At 71.0% G+C, this 15,215-nt stretch carries 13 protein-coding genes, 1 rRNA gene and 2 riboswitches; of the genes, 2 read left to right on the top strand and 12 right to left on the bottom strand.

From position 1 onward, the window contains the following. Positions 1-46: 46 nt before the first annotated feature. Positions 47-178, bottom strand: a riboswitch (glycine riboswitch). 1 nt (position 179) lies between these two features. Then, positions 180-283: riboswitch (glycine riboswitch) on the bottom strand. 223 nt (positions 284-506) lie between these two features. Together ACZ7BZ_RS28550 and ACZ7BZ_RS28545 are read left to right on the top strand one after the other, a co-directional pair. After that, entirely contained in the window at positions 507-1,574 is a 1,068-nt protein-coding gene (locus tag ACZ7BZ_RS28550) for a PRC and DUF2382 domain-containing protein (RefSeq protein ID WP_470360834.1), read from the top strand. A gap of 210 nt (positions 1,575-1,784) precedes the next feature. Further along, complete coding sequence (locus ACZ7BZ_RS28545) at positions 1,785-3,278, top strand: MFS transporter (RefSeq protein WP_470360833.1); 1,494 nt, start codon at positions 1,785-1,787, stop codon at positions 3,276-3,278. A gap of 149 nt (positions 3,279-3,427) precedes the next feature. Here the strand turns inward: ACZ7BZ_RS28545 and ACZ7BZ_RS28540 are convergent, their stop codons facing one another. The 12 genes from ACZ7BZ_RS28540 to rrf all read right to left on the bottom strand — a co-directional run. After that, positions 3,428-4,813, bottom strand: coding sequence for a DNA polymerase IV (locus ACZ7BZ_RS28540; RefSeq protein WP_470360832.1), 1,386 nt, complete (start codon positions 4,811-4,813; stop codon positions 3,428-3,430). Positions 4,814-4,885: 72 nt separating this feature from the next. Then, complete coding sequence (locus ACZ7BZ_RS28535) at positions 4,886-5,608, bottom strand: SanA/YdcF family protein (RefSeq protein ID WP_470360831.1); 723 nt, start codon at positions 5,606-5,608, stop codon at positions 4,886-4,888. Positions 5,609-5,709: 101 nt separating this feature from the next. Next, positions 5,710-6,354, bottom strand: a complete 645-nt coding sequence (locus ACZ7BZ_RS28530) for a MerR family transcriptional regulator (protein WP_465748386.1) — start codon at positions 6,352-6,354, stop codon at positions 5,710-5,712. 224 nt (positions 6,355-6,578) lie between these two features. Beyond that, complete coding sequence (locus ACZ7BZ_RS28525) at positions 6,579-7,055, bottom strand: bifunctional nuclease family protein (RefSeq protein WP_270141796.1); 477 nt, start codon at positions 7,053-7,055, stop codon at positions 6,579-6,581. A gap of 97 nt (positions 7,056-7,152) precedes the next feature. Continuing rightward, on the bottom strand, positions 7,153-7,845 hold the full coding sequence (gene ftsR / locus ACZ7BZ_RS28520) for a transcriptional regulator FtsR (protein WP_465748407.1): 693 nt from the start codon (positions 7,843-7,845) through the stop codon (positions 7,153-7,155). A gap of 182 nt (positions 7,846-8,027) precedes the next feature. Beyond that, positions 8,028-8,570 carry an FHA domain-containing protein gene (locus ACZ7BZ_RS28515; protein ID WP_465748388.1) on the bottom strand — a complete coding sequence of 181 codons (543 nt, stop codon included), beginning with the start codon at positions 8,568-8,570 and terminating at the stop codon, positions 8,028-8,030. A 562-nt stretch (positions 8,571-9,132) separates the two neighbouring features. After that, positions 9,133-10,080, bottom strand: a complete 948-nt coding sequence (locus ACZ7BZ_RS28510) for a DUF881 domain-containing protein (protein WP_470360917.1) — start codon at positions 10,078-10,080, stop codon at positions 9,133-9,135. Positions 10,081-10,213: 133 nt separating this feature from the next. Beyond that, complete coding sequence (locus ACZ7BZ_RS28505; RefSeq protein ID WP_030062488.1) at positions 10,214-10,546, bottom strand: small basic family protein; 333 nt, start codon at positions 10,544-10,546, stop codon at positions 10,214-10,216. Beyond that, on the bottom strand, positions 10,543-11,616 hold the full coding sequence (locus ACZ7BZ_RS28500; RefSeq protein WP_470360830.1) for a DUF881 domain-containing protein: 1,074 nt from the start codon (positions 11,614-11,616) through the stop codon (positions 10,543-10,545). Before ACZ7BZ_RS28500 ends, ACZ7BZ_RS28505 begins: the two co-directional genes overlap by 4 nt. 174 nt (positions 11,617-11,790) lie before the next feature. Continuing rightward, the gene (locus tag ACZ7BZ_RS28495; protein WP_470360829.1) at positions 11,791-14,286 is read right to left on the bottom strand and encodes a sugar phosphate nucleotidyltransferase; all 2,496 of its coding nucleotides are present in this window, start codon (positions 14,284-14,286) and stop codon (positions 11,791-11,793) included. A gap of 123 nt (positions 14,287-14,409) precedes the next feature. Continuing rightward, positions 14,410-15,030, bottom strand: coding sequence for a CDP-alcohol phosphatidyltransferase family protein (locus tag ACZ7BZ_RS28490; RefSeq protein WP_470360828.1), 621 nt, complete (start codon positions 15,028-15,030; stop codon positions 14,410-14,412). A gap of 98 nt (positions 15,031-15,128) precedes the next feature. After that, positions 15,129-15,215, bottom strand: a 5S ribosomal RNA gene (gene rrf / locus ACZ7BZ_RS28485); the annotation flags it as partial.

Below are 15,215 nucleotides of genomic sequence, written 5' to 3'. Positions count from 1 at the left end.
CCGCTGCGGACAGCGGACCGGCCTGGGCGGACGGACCCGAAAGGCCTCCCCCTCTGTCATCGGGACCTGAGAGCTTCGCCCGCACGTCGCGCTGTGGCGCTCCGTCGGCTTGCACCGTCGGTGAGGGTGGTGATCGCCGGCTCCCGCGCCGACGCTCCTGCCCTGCTTTCCAGAGTGACCTATCCCGCACGGTACGGATGCCTGAGAGATTCCGGGGAGGAGTTGCTCCTTCGGCGCCTCGACCAGCGGTTTTCGCTGTCGGGGACTCTCCCGAGCGGGCTCGGCGGTCGCGGCCCAGGGTACCAGCGGGCGGCCCTGCGATCACGGGTGCGTCGGGTCACTCCGGGTCTACGCGCGTCCCCCGTACGGAGCAGCCCGGACCCGTCCGGCCGCACCCCGGTCGCGCACGTCCGGTTCATGGCTTTTGGTGTGAAGTGGCGGACGGGACGGGTGCTCCGGCCGCCTTACCTGCGGGAGTTCCGCAGGCGCAGCGCTTGGAGGAAAGAGTGCAGACCGACATCGACCCCCGAGACCTCATCGGCCACAAGGCGGTCGACCGCAACGGAGACAAGATCGGCACGATCGACGAGGTGTACCTGGACGACGCCACCGGCCGGCCGGAGTGGGCGGCCGTCCGCACCGGCATCTTCGGCCGGGACGCCTTCGTCCCGCTCACCACGAGCGAGTTCTCCGGCGAGGAACTCCGGGTGCCCTACGACAAGTCGCTGGTCAAGGACTCGCCGGACTTCGGCGTGGGCCAGCACCTCTCGCCCGCCCAGGAGCTCCAGCTCTACCGCTACTACGGGCTCGACACCCCGGTGGACGGCCGCCCGGCCAAGGGTGAGCCCGCCCGGGCGGCCCAGCCCGACCTCGACTTCGGCACCACCTCGGCCGCCGCGGCCGCCAAGCCGCTCGCCTTCCACTCCCCCGAACCCGGCCCGACCATGACCACCGTCGCCACCACGACGGCCACCAGCACCGACACCACCACGGAGGCCCACGTGCGGACCCTCAGCACCCCCGCACCGGTCGCCAACGGCACGGTGACCGCGCCGGCCGCCACCCCGGCGGTCGAGCCGAAGCACCGACCGGCCCCGTCCGCAGTCGGTCCGACCGGCACCGCCGCCGCCTCTGCCCCCAACGGCCCGGTCGAGATCACCTGCCGCGAGGAGCGCCTGGACATCACCACCGAGTGGCACGTCCTGGGCACCGCGAAGCTGCGCAAATACGTGACCAGCGAGAAGGTCGAGCGCCGCGTCCCGGTGGTCCGCGAACGGGTCCGGGTGGAGCGGATGCCGGTCGGCGACGCCGAGCGCGCCTCGCTCACCGACAAGGAGATCGCCGAGGCGGTAGAGGAGGTCACTCTCCGTGAGGAGCGGCCGGTGGTCCGCAAGTACCTCGCCCCGATCGAGCGGGTCCGCCTGGTGGTGGAGCGCTACACCGCGGAGGAGGTCGTCCAGGACGAGCTCCGCCGCGAGAACGTCGAAGTCCACGACGACACCACCGCGGCCGCCGAGCCGGGCTCCCCGGCCATCGACGGCGCCCGCCCGGCCGCGCTGCGCCCCCTGGTCTGACCGGCCCGGCACCAGCAAGGGCCCCGGACTCCGGTCCGGGGCCCTTCGCCGTGCCCGCCCCCGAGCCCGCCCGACCGGCCGTCAACACCCGGTCCGCCGAAGGCAAAGTCTTCCTCTTTGCCAAACCTTAACCACTCGATATTTGACACTCTGAAGTATCTCCCGGCACAGTTACTTCAGTTCATTCACTATGTACGGGAGGAAGCAACCGTGAGTGAGGCACCACAGCCCACCACCGCGGCCGAGAAGCAGAGCAACGCCCGGGTCCTGCCGGCCCTCATCCTGGCGATGCTGTCGTTCAGCGTGGTGCAGACCGCGGTCGTACCGATCCTGCCGTCGCTGGCCAAGGAACTGGACGTCTCCGGCTCCAACATCACCTGGCTGATGACCGCCAACCTGCTGTCCGCGGCCGTGCTGACTCCCCTGCTGGGCCGCTTCGGCGACCTCCGGGGCCGCAAGCCCATGCTGCTGATCTCGCTGGCCGGCCTGGTCGCCGGTTCGGCGCTGGCGGTCAGCACCCACTCCTTCACCTGGCTGATCGTCGCCCGCGTCCTCCAGGGCGCCGGCGGTGGCGTGATGCCGCTGGCGATCAGCATCGTCCGTGACGAGCTGCCCAAGCAGAAGGTGACCGGCGGCGTCGCCGCCATCAGCGCCTCCATGGGCGTCGGCTCCGGCCTCGGCCTGGTCGCGACCGGCCTGCTGCTGGAGCACTGGAACTACAAGTCGATCTTCTGGATGGGCCTGGCCTTCGGCCTGCTCGCGGTCGCCCTGGTCGCCTTCCGCGTCCCGTCCGACCCGGTCGTCGACAAGGAGGGCGGCGCCGACCCGCTCGGTGCCCTCACCCTGGCCGGCTGGCTCTCCGCGCTGCTGGTCGCGGTCAGCCAGGGCAACCACTGGGGCTGGACGTCCACCAAGACCCTCGGCCTGTTCGCCGTCGCCGCCGTGGTCGCCCTGATCTGGGGCGTCATCGAGACCAAGGTCGCCCACCCGCTGGTGGACCTGAAGATGATGGGCCGCCCGGCCGTCGCCTTCACCAACCTGGCCGGTCTGCTCATCGGCTTCGGCATGTACGGCTCGTTCATGGTCATCAGCAACTTCGCCCAGACCCCGGAGAAGCTGGCCCACTACGGCTTCACCGCGACCGTCCTGCACGCCGGCGTGATGCTGCTGCCGTCCGCGATCGGCTCGATGGTGGCCGCCCCGGTCGGCGCCGTCCTGATCGCCCGCCGCGGCCCGCGCCTGCCGCTGGTCCTCGGCGGCGTCCTCGGCGCGATCGCGATGGCCTACCTGGCCCTGCGCCACAGCGCCGAAGGCGACATCTACACCGCCTCCGCCATCTTCGGCCTCGGCATCGGCCTCGCCTTCGCCGCGATGCCCGCCTTCATCAACGGCGCCGTCCCGGTCGAGCAGAGCGGCATCGCCAACGGCATGAACTCCGTGCTCCGCACCGTCGGCGGCGCGATCGGCACCGCCGTGATGACCGCCATCCTGACCGGCGACACCATGAAGTTCCCGATCAAGCTGCCGGTGCAGATCCCCACCCTGGACGCCTACAAGCACGCGTTCTGGACCACGGCCGTCATCTGCATCATCGCCGGCGTCGTCCCCTTCCTGATCCGTACCGTCAAGCCGGCCGTCTCTGCCGTCGCCGGCGGCTCGGCCCGGCAGGACTCCAGCCCCGAGCTGGCCAAGACCGACGCCTGACGAGGCGTCCGGCCCGCGCGCTCAGGGACAGGACGCGCGGGCCCGGCCTCCGCTCGGTCGTGAGGGCATCACGACCGTCCGGGGACCGGCACGGTATGCGGCCCCACCCGGTACTCCTACCGGGTGGGGCCGTTCCGCGTTCTCCCGCTTCACTCCCCGTCGCCGGCGGGCTCCTCGGCCTGCCGCAGCGGCAGCGGCCGGGCCGGCTCCAGCTCCGGATCGTCCACCGAGAAGGTCCGCACCCGCCCCGGCCCGCTCCACGGCGTCTCGAACCGCACGGTCACCCGCCCGACCCCGCTGCCCTGCACCCAGCCCGGCCCCCACTCGGCGTGCCGGACGTCCTGTCCGGGCATCCAGCGCCGCACCACGGGCTCCTCCGGCTCCTCCTCGGCCACCGCCGCCTCGGCGACCTCGGCGTGCTCCGCCGCCTCCTCCCGCAGCGCCTGGGCGAACAGGTCCTCCTGGGTGTAGTCGGCCAGCTGGGCCACGCCCACCCCGAGCAGCCGGACCCCGCCGGTGATGTCCACCTGCTCCGCCAGGCGCCGCGCCGTCGCGGTGATCACCGCCTGGTCGTCGGTGGGCCCGCCCAGGGTCTCCGAGCGGGTCAGGGTCGAGAAGTCGAAGCGCCGCACCTTGAGCACCACCGTCCGCCCCGAACGCCCTGCCGCCCGCAGCCGCCGCACGCACCGGCTGGCCAGCGCCTCCACCTCCCGCAGCACCCGGTCCCGGTCGGCCAGGTCCACCTCGTAGGTGTCCTCAACCGAGACCGACTTTGCGTCCTGGTCGGCCACCACCGGTCGCTCGTCCAGTCCTATGGACATCTGGAAGACCCCGGCGCCGTGCGCCCGCCCGAGCAGTTGGACCAGCTCCGCCTCCCCCGCCTCCGCCAGGTCGGCCACCGTGCTCAGCCCGGCCCGCCGCAGCACCTGCTCGGTGGCCGGCCCGATCCCGGGCAGCGCCCGGACCGGCATCGGCCCGAGCACGGCCCGCTCCTGCCCGGGCTCGAACAGCACCAGCCCGTCCGGCTTGGCCTGCTCGGAGGCGATCTTCGCCATCAGCTTGGAGCCCGCCGCCCCGACCGAGCCGGTCAACCCGGTGAGCCGCTGGATGTCCGCCCGCAAGTCCTCCGCCAGGGCCAGCACCAGTTGCTCCCCGGTCTCGTGGTCCGCCTCCGTCAGCGCCGGACCGTACGGACCGGCCTCCAGGTCGACGAAGGCCTCGTCCAGGCTCAGCGGCTGCACCAGCGGCGACAGTTCGCGCAGCAGCCCCATCACGATCTCGCTGTTCTGCCGGTACGCCTCGAACCGCCCGGCCAGGAACGCCGCGTTGGGGCACAGCCGCCGCGCCTGCGCCATCGGCATCGCCGAGTGCACCCCGAACCTGCGCGCCTCGTACGAGGCGGTGGAGACCACCCCCCGCCCGCCGAGCCCGCCGACGACCACCGGTTTGCCGCGCAGGCTCGGCTTGGCCGCCTGCTCCACCGCCGCGAAGAAGGCGTCCATGTCGAGGTGGATGATGCTCGGCAGAGATCGCACCCGCCGATCATCGCGCACGGGTCCGACAGTGCGTACGAACCCGGCCGACGCCCCGCGGCCGACCGCTCGCCGCTACCGCTTCGCGGCCTGGGCCAGCGCCTTCGGGATGCCGTCCTCCTTGGGCCCGAGGAACACCGGGTCCGGCCGCAGCCACACGTTCACCGCCGCCTTGCCAGCCCCGGCGACCTCCCGCAGCCCGCCGTACAGCCAGGTGTTGTCGTGCAGCTCCGACACACCGACCGCGTACGAGCGGATGCCCGCCGCCTCGCACAGCGCCAGCGCCCGCCGGACGTGGAAGTCCTGGCTGACCAGCACCGCGCGGTCCACCCCGAAGATCCGGTGCGCCCGGGTGCAGGAGTTCCAGGTGTCGAAGCCGGCGTAGTCCCGCACCACCCGGTCCGCCGGGATCCCGTGCTCGGTCAGGTACCGGTACATGGCGTCCGGCTCGTCGTACTCGGTCCGCCCGTTGTCCCCGGTCACCAGGACGGCCTTCACCTTGCCCTCCCGGTACAGGTCCAGCGCCGCCACCAGCCGGTGCTCCAGGTACGGCGACGGCTTGCCCTGGTCCAGCCCGGCGCCGAAGACCACGGCGACCGGCGCCGAGGGCGCGCTCTCCACCGTGCCCACCCGGTCCCCCGCCGCGATCCACAGCCAGGCACTGGGCGCCAGCGCCAGCGAGCACAGCAGCGTCGCCGCCTGGAAGACCCTGCGCTGCGTCCGGCGCTCCCGCAGCCGCGCCCGGAGCCCCCCGGCCCGACGCCGCACCAGCCCCGATATCCCGGTGCCGCCCTCCACGTGCCCCTCCCTCGATCGCTTTCACCAGGCAACACGACGAGGCCGTGAGCCGGAACGGTTCCCCGTCCGGGCCCACGGCCCCGTCGAAAACGATCGCCCGGTCAGACCGCCCGGTTGCGCCGCTGCGCCAGCTCGTCCGCCGGATCGTTGCCGACCAGCGTCTCGCCGGTGTCGGTCCGCTCCGCGTGCAGCCGACCGAGGGTCAGCTCCAGCTCGTGCCAGACCGCTCCCACCGCGATGCCGAACACCCCCTGACCACCCTTCAGCAGATCGACCACCTGCTGCGGCGTGGTGCACTCGTACACTGTCGCACCGTCACACATCAGCGTCAGCCCGGCCAGGTCGGCCTGTTCGGCGGACTGCAGATGGGCGACGGCCACCCGGATGTTCTGCAGGGAGACACCCGCGTCGAGCAGCCGCTTGACGATCTTCAGCAGCAGGACGTCGAGGAAGCTGTAGAGCCGCTGACTGGTCGCCGGGTACGCGGTGCGGACGCTGGGCTCCAGCAGTCCGGTGCGGGCCCAGTAGTCCAACTGGCGGTAGGTGATGCCGGCCGCCGCGCAGGCCGTCGGGCCGCGGAAGCCGATCAGTTCGGACGTCGGGGCCAGCCGCTCGATCGCGGGCTGACCCGGCTGTACGGCCGGGAACCTGCCCGTCCTGGGCAGGTCCGACACGGTGCGGGCGGTGCGCGGAAGGTGCACGGCGCACAGGCCTCCCACGGCCGCGTCATCGCCGGTGCTGCTCATGCCTACCTCCGTCCACTCGTGCTGCGGGCAACCCGACTGCGGGCATCGGCCACCCGGACAGCCACTCCTGACGGTAGGCAGTCCCCTATGACCCGTCAACGATCGCCACGCCGGGCCCGACAGACCACATCACTCAGGAGAGTGGTTTTTCGTGCCCCTAGTGTGGGTAGATGGACGGTTTTTGGCAAAACGGCGCGCGCAACGGCTGACGAGCCCCGTCCGCGCTACTGCGGGCCGCCGCCCCCGAAGTCCTCGGGCGACACCTGGTCGAGGAACTCGCGGAACTTCTCGACCTCGTCCTCCTGCTCGTCCGGGATCGCGATGCCCGCCTCGGCGAGCACCTCCTCGCTCCCGTAGATCGGCGTACCGGTGCGCAGGGCGAGCGCTATCGCGTCGGACGGCCGGGCACTCACCTCGACCCCACCGTCGAACACCAGCTCGGCGTAGAACACGCCCTCCCGCAGGTCGGTGATCCGGACCTCGGTGAGCTGCTGGCCGAGCGCTTCCAGGACGTCCTTGAACAGGTCGTGCGTCAGCGGGCGCACCGGAGTCATGCCCTGCTGGGCGAAGGCGATCGCGGTCGCCTCGCCGGGGCCGATCCAGATCGGCAGGTATCGATCTCCCCCGACCTCCCGAAGCAGCACGATCGGCTGGTTGGAAGGCATCTCCACTCGGACACCCACGACGTCGAGCTCATTCACACAGGCAACCCTATGGCTACGACCCCGGATATGAAAGCGCAGGGCCGACGCCGCTGGTCAACGCGGTGCACCGGTCGTGCGGAGCACGCCGCGGGGGCTATCCCCGAGAGCGCAGACCGGCCTGGACCATGGCCGCGTGCAGCCGCACCGACAGCGTCGCCAGCTCCCTCGCGGTGGCCTCGGCGTGCGCCCGGGTCTGCGGGTTCCGGTGCCGTCGCAGCGGCGCCACCACCTGCTCCACCAGCGCGATCTCGCGGTCCGCCGCCGCCTTCATCGCCCTCAGGTGCCGCGGCTCCAGCCCGTACCGGCCGAGCTCGGCGACCAGCCGGGCCACCTGCAGCGCCTCCCCGTCGTACCCGCCGTCCGGGCCCGGCACGACCAACCCGTACGCCTCCCACTCCGCCAGTTCCGGTTCCCCGGCCTCGGCGGCGGCGAGCAGCTCGGCCCGCCCCAGCCGGACCCCGGAGGGGACGTCGGCCGAGGCCACCAACTCCCGGTCGGCCTCCTCCATCGGCCCGGGCCGGGCCTCGGCGGCCGGCAGGGCGGGCGGGGCCTCCCCGCGCTCGATCGCGTCCAGGTGCTCGCGGATCACCCGCAGCGGCAGGTAGTGGTCGCGCTGCATCCGCAGCACGTAGGCCAGCCGCTCCACGTCGGACGGGCTGAACTTGCGGTACCCCGACGGAGTGCGCTGCGGCTCGACCAGCCCTTCCGCCTCCAGGAAGCGGATCTTGGAGATGGTCACCTCGGGGAAGTCGTCGCGCAGGAAGGCCAGCACCGCGCCGATGCTCAGCAGTTCGTCACCGCCGCGCCGTCGCCCGGCGGGCCGGTCCGGCCGGACCGGCTGCCTGGGGCCCGCGACCACCCCGCGGCCGCCCCGGTCCGCCTGCGGACCGGACGACGACGCAGGGTTGGCCGCCCCGAGAGAAGAGGAAGGGGTATTCGTATTCACTCGGGCTCCCGCCGACGTTGGTTTCAGTACCCCCGGTTGTGGCCGGCGAAGAACACCAGCCGGTACTTCCCGATCTGCACCTCGTCGCCGTTGTTCAGCGGCACCTCGTCGATCCGCTCCCGGTTGACGTAGGTGCCGTTCAGGCTGCCCACGTCCGCGACGCTGAAGCCGGCCGGGGTGCGGCGGAACTCCACGTGACGGCGGGAGACGGTGACGTCGTCCAGGAAGATGTCACCCTGCGGGTGACGCCCCGCCGTGGTGACGTCCGAGTCCAGCAGGAACCGGCTGCCCGAGTTCGGGCCGCGCTGGACGATCAGCAGCGCCGAGCCCGGCGGCAGCGCGTCGATCGCCGACAGCACCTCGGCCGACAGCGCCGGCGTGGTGCCGGTGCCGGTCGTGGCGGAGGGGTCGTAGGACTCCAGGCCGGAGATCGAGATCGTCGAGGTGGTCTCCACCGCCCCCTCCGGCAGCACCCCGCCGCGCAGCGCGGTGCCGCAGTTGGAGCAGAAGCGGGCCGCGGCCGGGTTCTGGTTGCCGCACCTGGGGCACGGAGTGGGGCCAGCCATGTTCACAGCCTCCTGGCGCGGCACACCCGACGGGTTGTGCCCGGCGTACGGGTCCGGGGCAAACCCTCCACCAGAGGTTGAGGGTCCTGACGGGAAACCTATGCGCGGGTCGCCGGAAGGGTCAACCGACGCGCCGTAGCCCGCCGGATTCCCCGCGTACTGTGCGGCACCGTCCCGGTAGAGCTGCTGTTCGGCGTACGGCGCGGCCTCGGGGGCGGGGCGCATGCCCGGCACGGCGGGCTCGTCCTCCGGTCGGCGGTGCCGCGCGGTGGGCGCCTCGACGGCGGCCGCGTCGCGACCCTTGTTGCGACCGAACAACTTCGAGAAGAAACTCACGGGCGAATCCCCTTGCGTGTGACAGACCCGCCCGCGGGGCAGGGTGAGAACCTCGGACAGGCTGCGGGCCCGGTTGCGGCTCGGGCCTGCTGGAGTGGTACTCCGACGGTTGGTGCTTCGGTTGGTGCTACGGAGCGTACTGGTGCGAACCAGTCTCTCCCACGCGACGACGGCGCCCCGCACCGGGTGGCGCCCGCCCGTGACGGGCCGTTCGACGAGCGCCCCGTCACTTCGAAGCCGGCTTGGCGTACTGCGGCGCCTTCAGGTCGACGAGGGCGTCGACGACCACCTTCTGCTGCTGGGTGATCGTCGCCCGCGCCTGGTGGCTCTCCAGGGTGCGGACGACGCCCCCCGGGATGTTCAGCGCCGGCGTCAGGTCCTGCGGGTTCCCCACGACGGTGAACCGATAGGGCTGCGAGACCTTCTTCCCGTCGATCTGCACCCCACCACCCGACAGGTCGGTGAAGTAGGTGTTGACCACCACGCGCACATCGTTGATCTGAATCGCCTCCGCCCCCGCCGCTCGAAGTTCCTGCAGGGTGTCCAGCAGCATATCTGCCTTCACCTGCCCTTGGGGATCATCGACCGTGAGTACGATGCCCGGACCTGTGGCTTTGACCGTACCGGCCAGCACACCCAGTTCCGTCATCTTCTTCCTGGTCTGCTCCTGGGCCTCCTTGGCCTGGTTGGAGCTGTTCTCCAACTTGCCCAGGGACTGCTCGAGCTCGGCCTTCTCCTGCTGGAGACGCTGCTGACGGCTGTCCAGTTCGTCGAGGATCCGGACCAGGTCCTCCTGCCGCGCCCCGCGCAGCTGGTTGTGGTGGTCGTTGGTCGAGCGCACCTGGATCGCCAGCCCCAGCCCGAGCGAGAACAGCAGCAGCGCCACCACCAGCTGCCCGCGCGACAGCCGCGGCGGCCAGAGCGCCGCCTTCAGCCGCCGCCGACCGGCGCTCCGGTCCGCACCGGGCGCCTCCTGCGCTGCCGGCTCCTCGGCGGGCGTCTCCCCGGCAGCCTCCGGACCGACCGGTTCCGCCGACTCACCAGCCTCGACCTCGGCCGCCACAGGGTCCGGCTCGGTCTCGGCGGCGGCGTCCTTCTTCAGCCGTACCGACGGCGCGGGCTCCGGCTCCGCCGCCCCTGCCTCAAGCTCAACGTCAGCGTCAGGCTTCTCCACCTCCGCCGCAGCCCCAGCCGTCGCCTCCGGCTCCTCGGACGCCGTCGCCACCGGCTCCGCAGCGGTCTTCTCGACCGCCGGCGACGCCTCCGCCGTCTTCTCCTCTTCCTTCTCCGCCGCCCCGCGGCCCGGCTCAGGCACGGAAGACATGACGCCGGATCGCCGCCGCGTTGGAGAAGATGCGGATGCCGAGGACGACGACCACACCCGTGGACAGCTGCGAGCCGACGCCCAGCTGGTCACCCAGGAAGACGATCAGAGCCGCGACCACCACGTTCGACAGGAACGAGACGATGAAGACCTTGTCGTTGAAGATCCCGTCCAGCATCGCCCGGACGCCGCCGAACACCGCGTCCAGCGCCGCCACCACCGCGATCGGCAGGTAGGGCACGACGGCGTCGGGCACCTCGGGTTGGACGAAGAGTCCGACGACCACCCCGATCACGAGACCCAGTACGGCAATCACGGTCTAGCTGCTCCTGTCCCTGTGGTGGTCTTGGTGGATCCGCCGGACGGTCGCCGCTTCGCGGGCTGACCCGTACTGGTCGCGGATGGTGAAACGGACGCCGTCGGGCTCCCCGGGGTTCCCGGGCCGCCCGACGGGCTGCCGTCCGCTGGGGCCGTCGAGCTCGCCGACGGGCTCGCCGTGGGCGAGGGCTCGGGCGTGACGGGCTGGGCGGTCCTCAGCGTCACGCCCACCGCCGCCGGCAGCGTCAGGCTCTTCTGTGCGGAGAGCGTGGACTTGATGCCGTACTTCTCCTCCAGCAACCGCAGGTACTGCCCGGCCATGTCCCGCTCGAAGGCGCTCAGCAGCTTCGGCCCGTCCCCGATCGCCTGGATGTTGTACGGCGGGACCAGCGGCCGGTTGTCGACCAGCACCGCCTCACCGGCGGCCCGGATCGCCGACAGGGCGGTCAGCCGCTGCCCGTTGATCGAGACGGCCTCCGCGCCGGATCCCCACAGGCCGTTCACCACGAGTTGCAGGTCCCGGTCGCGCAGCCGGCCGCTGTTGGAGAAGCCCTGTCCGGCCCGCGGGTCGACGTTGCCCCCGCTGCCCGTCCCCGCGGCGTCCTCCAGGACCAGCTTCACTCCGGGCCCGGTGACCTCGCCCAGACCCACCTCACCGGTCAGTCCGGCCGATCCGCTGTCCCCGGAGGCCAGCGCCTGCTGCTGGGTGTCGTCGACCTTGCGCCGCAGGTCCTGGACCTCCTTCTGCAGGTGGTCCGCCGAGCCGTTGCTGTCGTTGATCCGGTGGATCAGCGCGTCCCGCTCCTTGGCCAGCGTCGGCTCCGCCTTGTGCGCGTTCACCGCGCCGATGGTCACCACCGCACCGACCATTGCCAGTCCGGCGCCCAGCGTCAGCAGCCCCCGCAGTGTCCGGGGTATCCGGCTGTCGTGCTCACCGCCCCGGGCCGCGGCCGCCTCGGCGTACCCCTCGTCCAGGCTGTGGTCCATCACGTTGGTCAGCAGGGACATCGAGGCGTCCGGGCGGTTGTACCGCCCGTTCGGGGCACTCGGCGTCGGCGTCGCTGGCATGCGGACCATCGTCCCATGTCCGCGGAGGGGCCTGCGCACGGCCCCTGAGCTGCACACACGCCGGACACATCCACGGAAAGTGACGGACCCCTCCGAATGATGTGAAAACGGACAGCGGGGCGTGCGGACCGAACCGCACGCCCCGCCCTTCGGGGAACCCGTCCGCTCAGACGGTCACCGCCCCGCGCCCTCGACCACCGCCGCCCACTCGTCCAGCAGCGCGTCGGTCGCCTCGTCGTCCGGACCCTCGGCCCACAGGTGGGTGACCGCCTCGGCCGGGTCCGGCAGCACCAGCGTCCAACGCCCGTCCGCCTCGACCACCCGGACCCCGTCCGTGGTGTCCAGCCGGCGGCTGCCGGCCGCCTCCACCACCGAGCGCATGACCATGCCCTTCGCCGCCCACGGCGTCGCGATGTCCCGGCGCCGGATGTGCGCCTGCGGGATCCGCGCGTCGATCTGGCTCAGCGTGAGCTGGGTCCGGGCCACCAGGCCGACCAGCCGGACGAAGGCCGCGGCACCGTCCAGCACCCCGCTGAACTCGGGCACCACGAAGCCGCCGCGCCCGTCCCCGCCGAACACCGTGCCCTCGGCCGAGGCCGCCTTCGCCAGGTCGTCCGGTGTCGTCGTGGTCCAGATGACCTGGGTGCCGTGGTAGGCCGCGACCTGCTCGGCGATCCGGGTCGTGGTCACCGGCAACGCCACCTGGCCACTGCGCCGTTCCGCCGCGACCAGGTCCAGCAGCACCAGCAGCGCCCGATCGTCGTCGATCACCCGGCCCAGCTCGTCCACGAACGCGACCCGCTCGCCCACCGGGTCGAACCGGACGCCGAAGGCCGCCCGCGAGGACGCCACCAGCTCACCGAGCCTGGCCAGCCCGGCCCGCCGGGTCTCCGCGTCCTCGGTCGGCCGCGCCTCGTCCAGCCCGCTGGAGACGGTGAGCGCCTCCACCCCGAGCCGACCGAGGATGCTGGGCAGCACCAGCCCGGCACTGCCGTGCGCGGTGTCCACCACCACCTTCAGCCCGGCCTCCCGGACCCCGGTGGTGTCCACCGTCCGCAGCAGGTTGCCCGCATAGGAGTCGAACACGCTGGACGGGAAGGTCAGGTCCCCGATCTCGCCCGGGAACGCCCTCCGGTACTCCTGACGTGCGTAGACCCGGTCGAGCTTGCGCTGGCCCGCCTGAGAGAGGTCAGCCCCGCGCTCGTCGAAGAAGAGGATGTCCAGCGAGTCCGGCACGCCGGGGGTGGTCCGCAGGAAGATCCCGCCCGCGCTCCCCCGCGCCGTGTGCTGCCGGGCCACCGGCATCGGTACGTTCTCCAGGTCGCGGACGTCGATCGCCGAGGTCTGCAGACCCGAAATCATCGCCCGTTTGAGCGCACGAGCACCACGCGAGTGGTCACGCGCAATGGTGACGGTGGCGCCCTTCTTCAAGGTCGTCGCGTACGCACCCGCCAGCCGCACGGCCAGCTCCGGGGTGATCTCGACGTTCAGGATGCCCGAGACGCCCCGGACTCCGAACAGGTGCTCCTGGCCACGCGACTCCCAGATCACCGAGGTGTTGACGACGGCGCCGGCCTCGATCGTCTTGAACGGGTAGACCCGGACGTTCGCCCCGATGATCGACTCCTCGCCGACCAGGCACTCGTCCCCGATCACCGCGCCGTCCTCGATCCGCGCGGCCCGCATCACATCGGTGTTCTTGCCGACCACGCAGCCGCGCAGATTGCTCTGCGGTCCGACGTAGACGTTGTCGTGCACCACCGCCTTGTGCAGGAACGCACCGCGCTTGACCACGACGTTGCTGCCGAGCACCGTGTGCTCACGGATCTCCACGCCGGCCTCGACCTTGGCGTAGTCCCCGATGTACAGCGGCCCGCGCAGCACGGCCTCCGGGTCCACCTCCGCCCCTTCGGCCACCCAGACCCCCGGCGAGATCTCGAAGCCGTCGATCTCGACGTCGACCTTGCCCTCCAGCACGTCCGCCTGGGCCTTGCCATAACTCTCGTGGGTGCCCACGTCCTCCCAGTAGCCCTCGGCGACATAGCCGTAGACCCGCTTGCCCTCCTTCAGCAGTTGCGGGAACACATCACTCGACCAGTCGACGGACTCACCGGCCGCGACGTAGTCGAAGACCTCCGGTTCCATCACGTAGATACCGGTGTTCACCGTGTCGGAGAAGACCTGGCCCCAGGTCGGCTTCTCCAGGAAGCGCTCGACTCGCCCGTCGTCGTCGGTGATCGTGATTCCGAACTCCAGGGGATTCGGCACCCTGGTGAGACAGACCGTGACCAGTGCGTTCTTACTGCGGTGAAAGTCGATCAATTCGGAGAGGTTGAAGTCGGTCAGCGCGTCACCGGAGATCACCAGAAAGGAATCGTCCTTGAGCGCGTCCTCGGCGTTCTTGACACTCCCCGCAGTGCCTAGTGGCGTCTCCTCGTGGGCATACGTGAGGTGCATGCCCAGTTCCTCCCCGTCACCGAAGTAGTTCTTGACGAGTGATGCCAGGAACTGGACGGTGACGACGGTGTCGGAGAGGCCGTGCCGCTTCAGCAACCGAAGCACGTGCTCCATGATCGGCATATTGGCGACCGGAAGCAGCGGCTTCGGCATGCTGGAGGTCATCGGGCGGAGTCGGGTGCCCTCGCCCCCTGCCATTACTACGGCTTTCATTACGGGTGCGTCCTCCTTCGCGGTGGTGGACCTGCAGGTCCATCAAACCGTTCCAGAGGTTCTCTACCCGGAAGGTCTCGTCCGACGCACCGGGGCGACGTGGGACTTCTCTCAGATCACGTCTCAGACTGTGGACGCGGAGCCCGCGGAGCCGGCCTTGATGATCTGCCGCACCTGAACCGCGTAAAGAATCGCCGACCACCAGTACAGGGACGTCCCCCACCAGATGAAGGCCCAGCTCACCACCTCGGCCGGCCGTGCGACCCAGCTGTCGATACCGCCGAGCAGCAGAAGCGGAAACGCGTACATCAGATTGAAGGTCGCGGCCTTGCCGAGGAAACTCGTCTGCAGCGGCCCGTAGCCGTGTCGGTTAAGAATCGGCAACAGTGCCGCGATAAAGACTTCCCGGGCCAGCAGAATCGCCGTCACCCACCACGGCAGGAACTCACGCCACGTCAATCCGACGAGCGTGGACAGCACATAGAGCCGGTCGGCCAACGGGTCCAGCAGCTGCCCCACCCGACTGATCTGCCCCCACCGCCTGGCGAGCTTTCCGTCCAGGTAGTCGGTGACCCCGCTGAGCGCCAGGATCAGCAGCGCCCAACCGTCGTTCTTGGGACCGCCGAACGCGGGCCACAGGATGAGCCAGAGAAAGAGCGGAACGCCGACCAGCCGGCCCATGCTCAGCAGGTTGGGGATGGTGAGGACGCGATCGGTCTGGACCCGCGTCTCCTGGACCTCCACCCGGGGGCCTCCTGTCCTGTGTCACGACAATGCACGTTGACTTTACAACAGAAAAGCCCCCGTCCGGTTCACCCGGCGGGGGCTTCTCTCGAAGAATTGTTCGGCGGCGTCCTACTCTCCCACAGGGTCCCCCCTGCAGTACCATCGGCGCTGTGAGGCTTAGCTTCCGGGTTCGGAATGTAACC

It is taken from the genome of Kitasatospora sp. NPDC036934, assembly GCF_055608425.1.
Note: the sequence above shows the minus strand (reverse complement) of the source record. Positions and strands in the feature narration are given on the sequence as shown.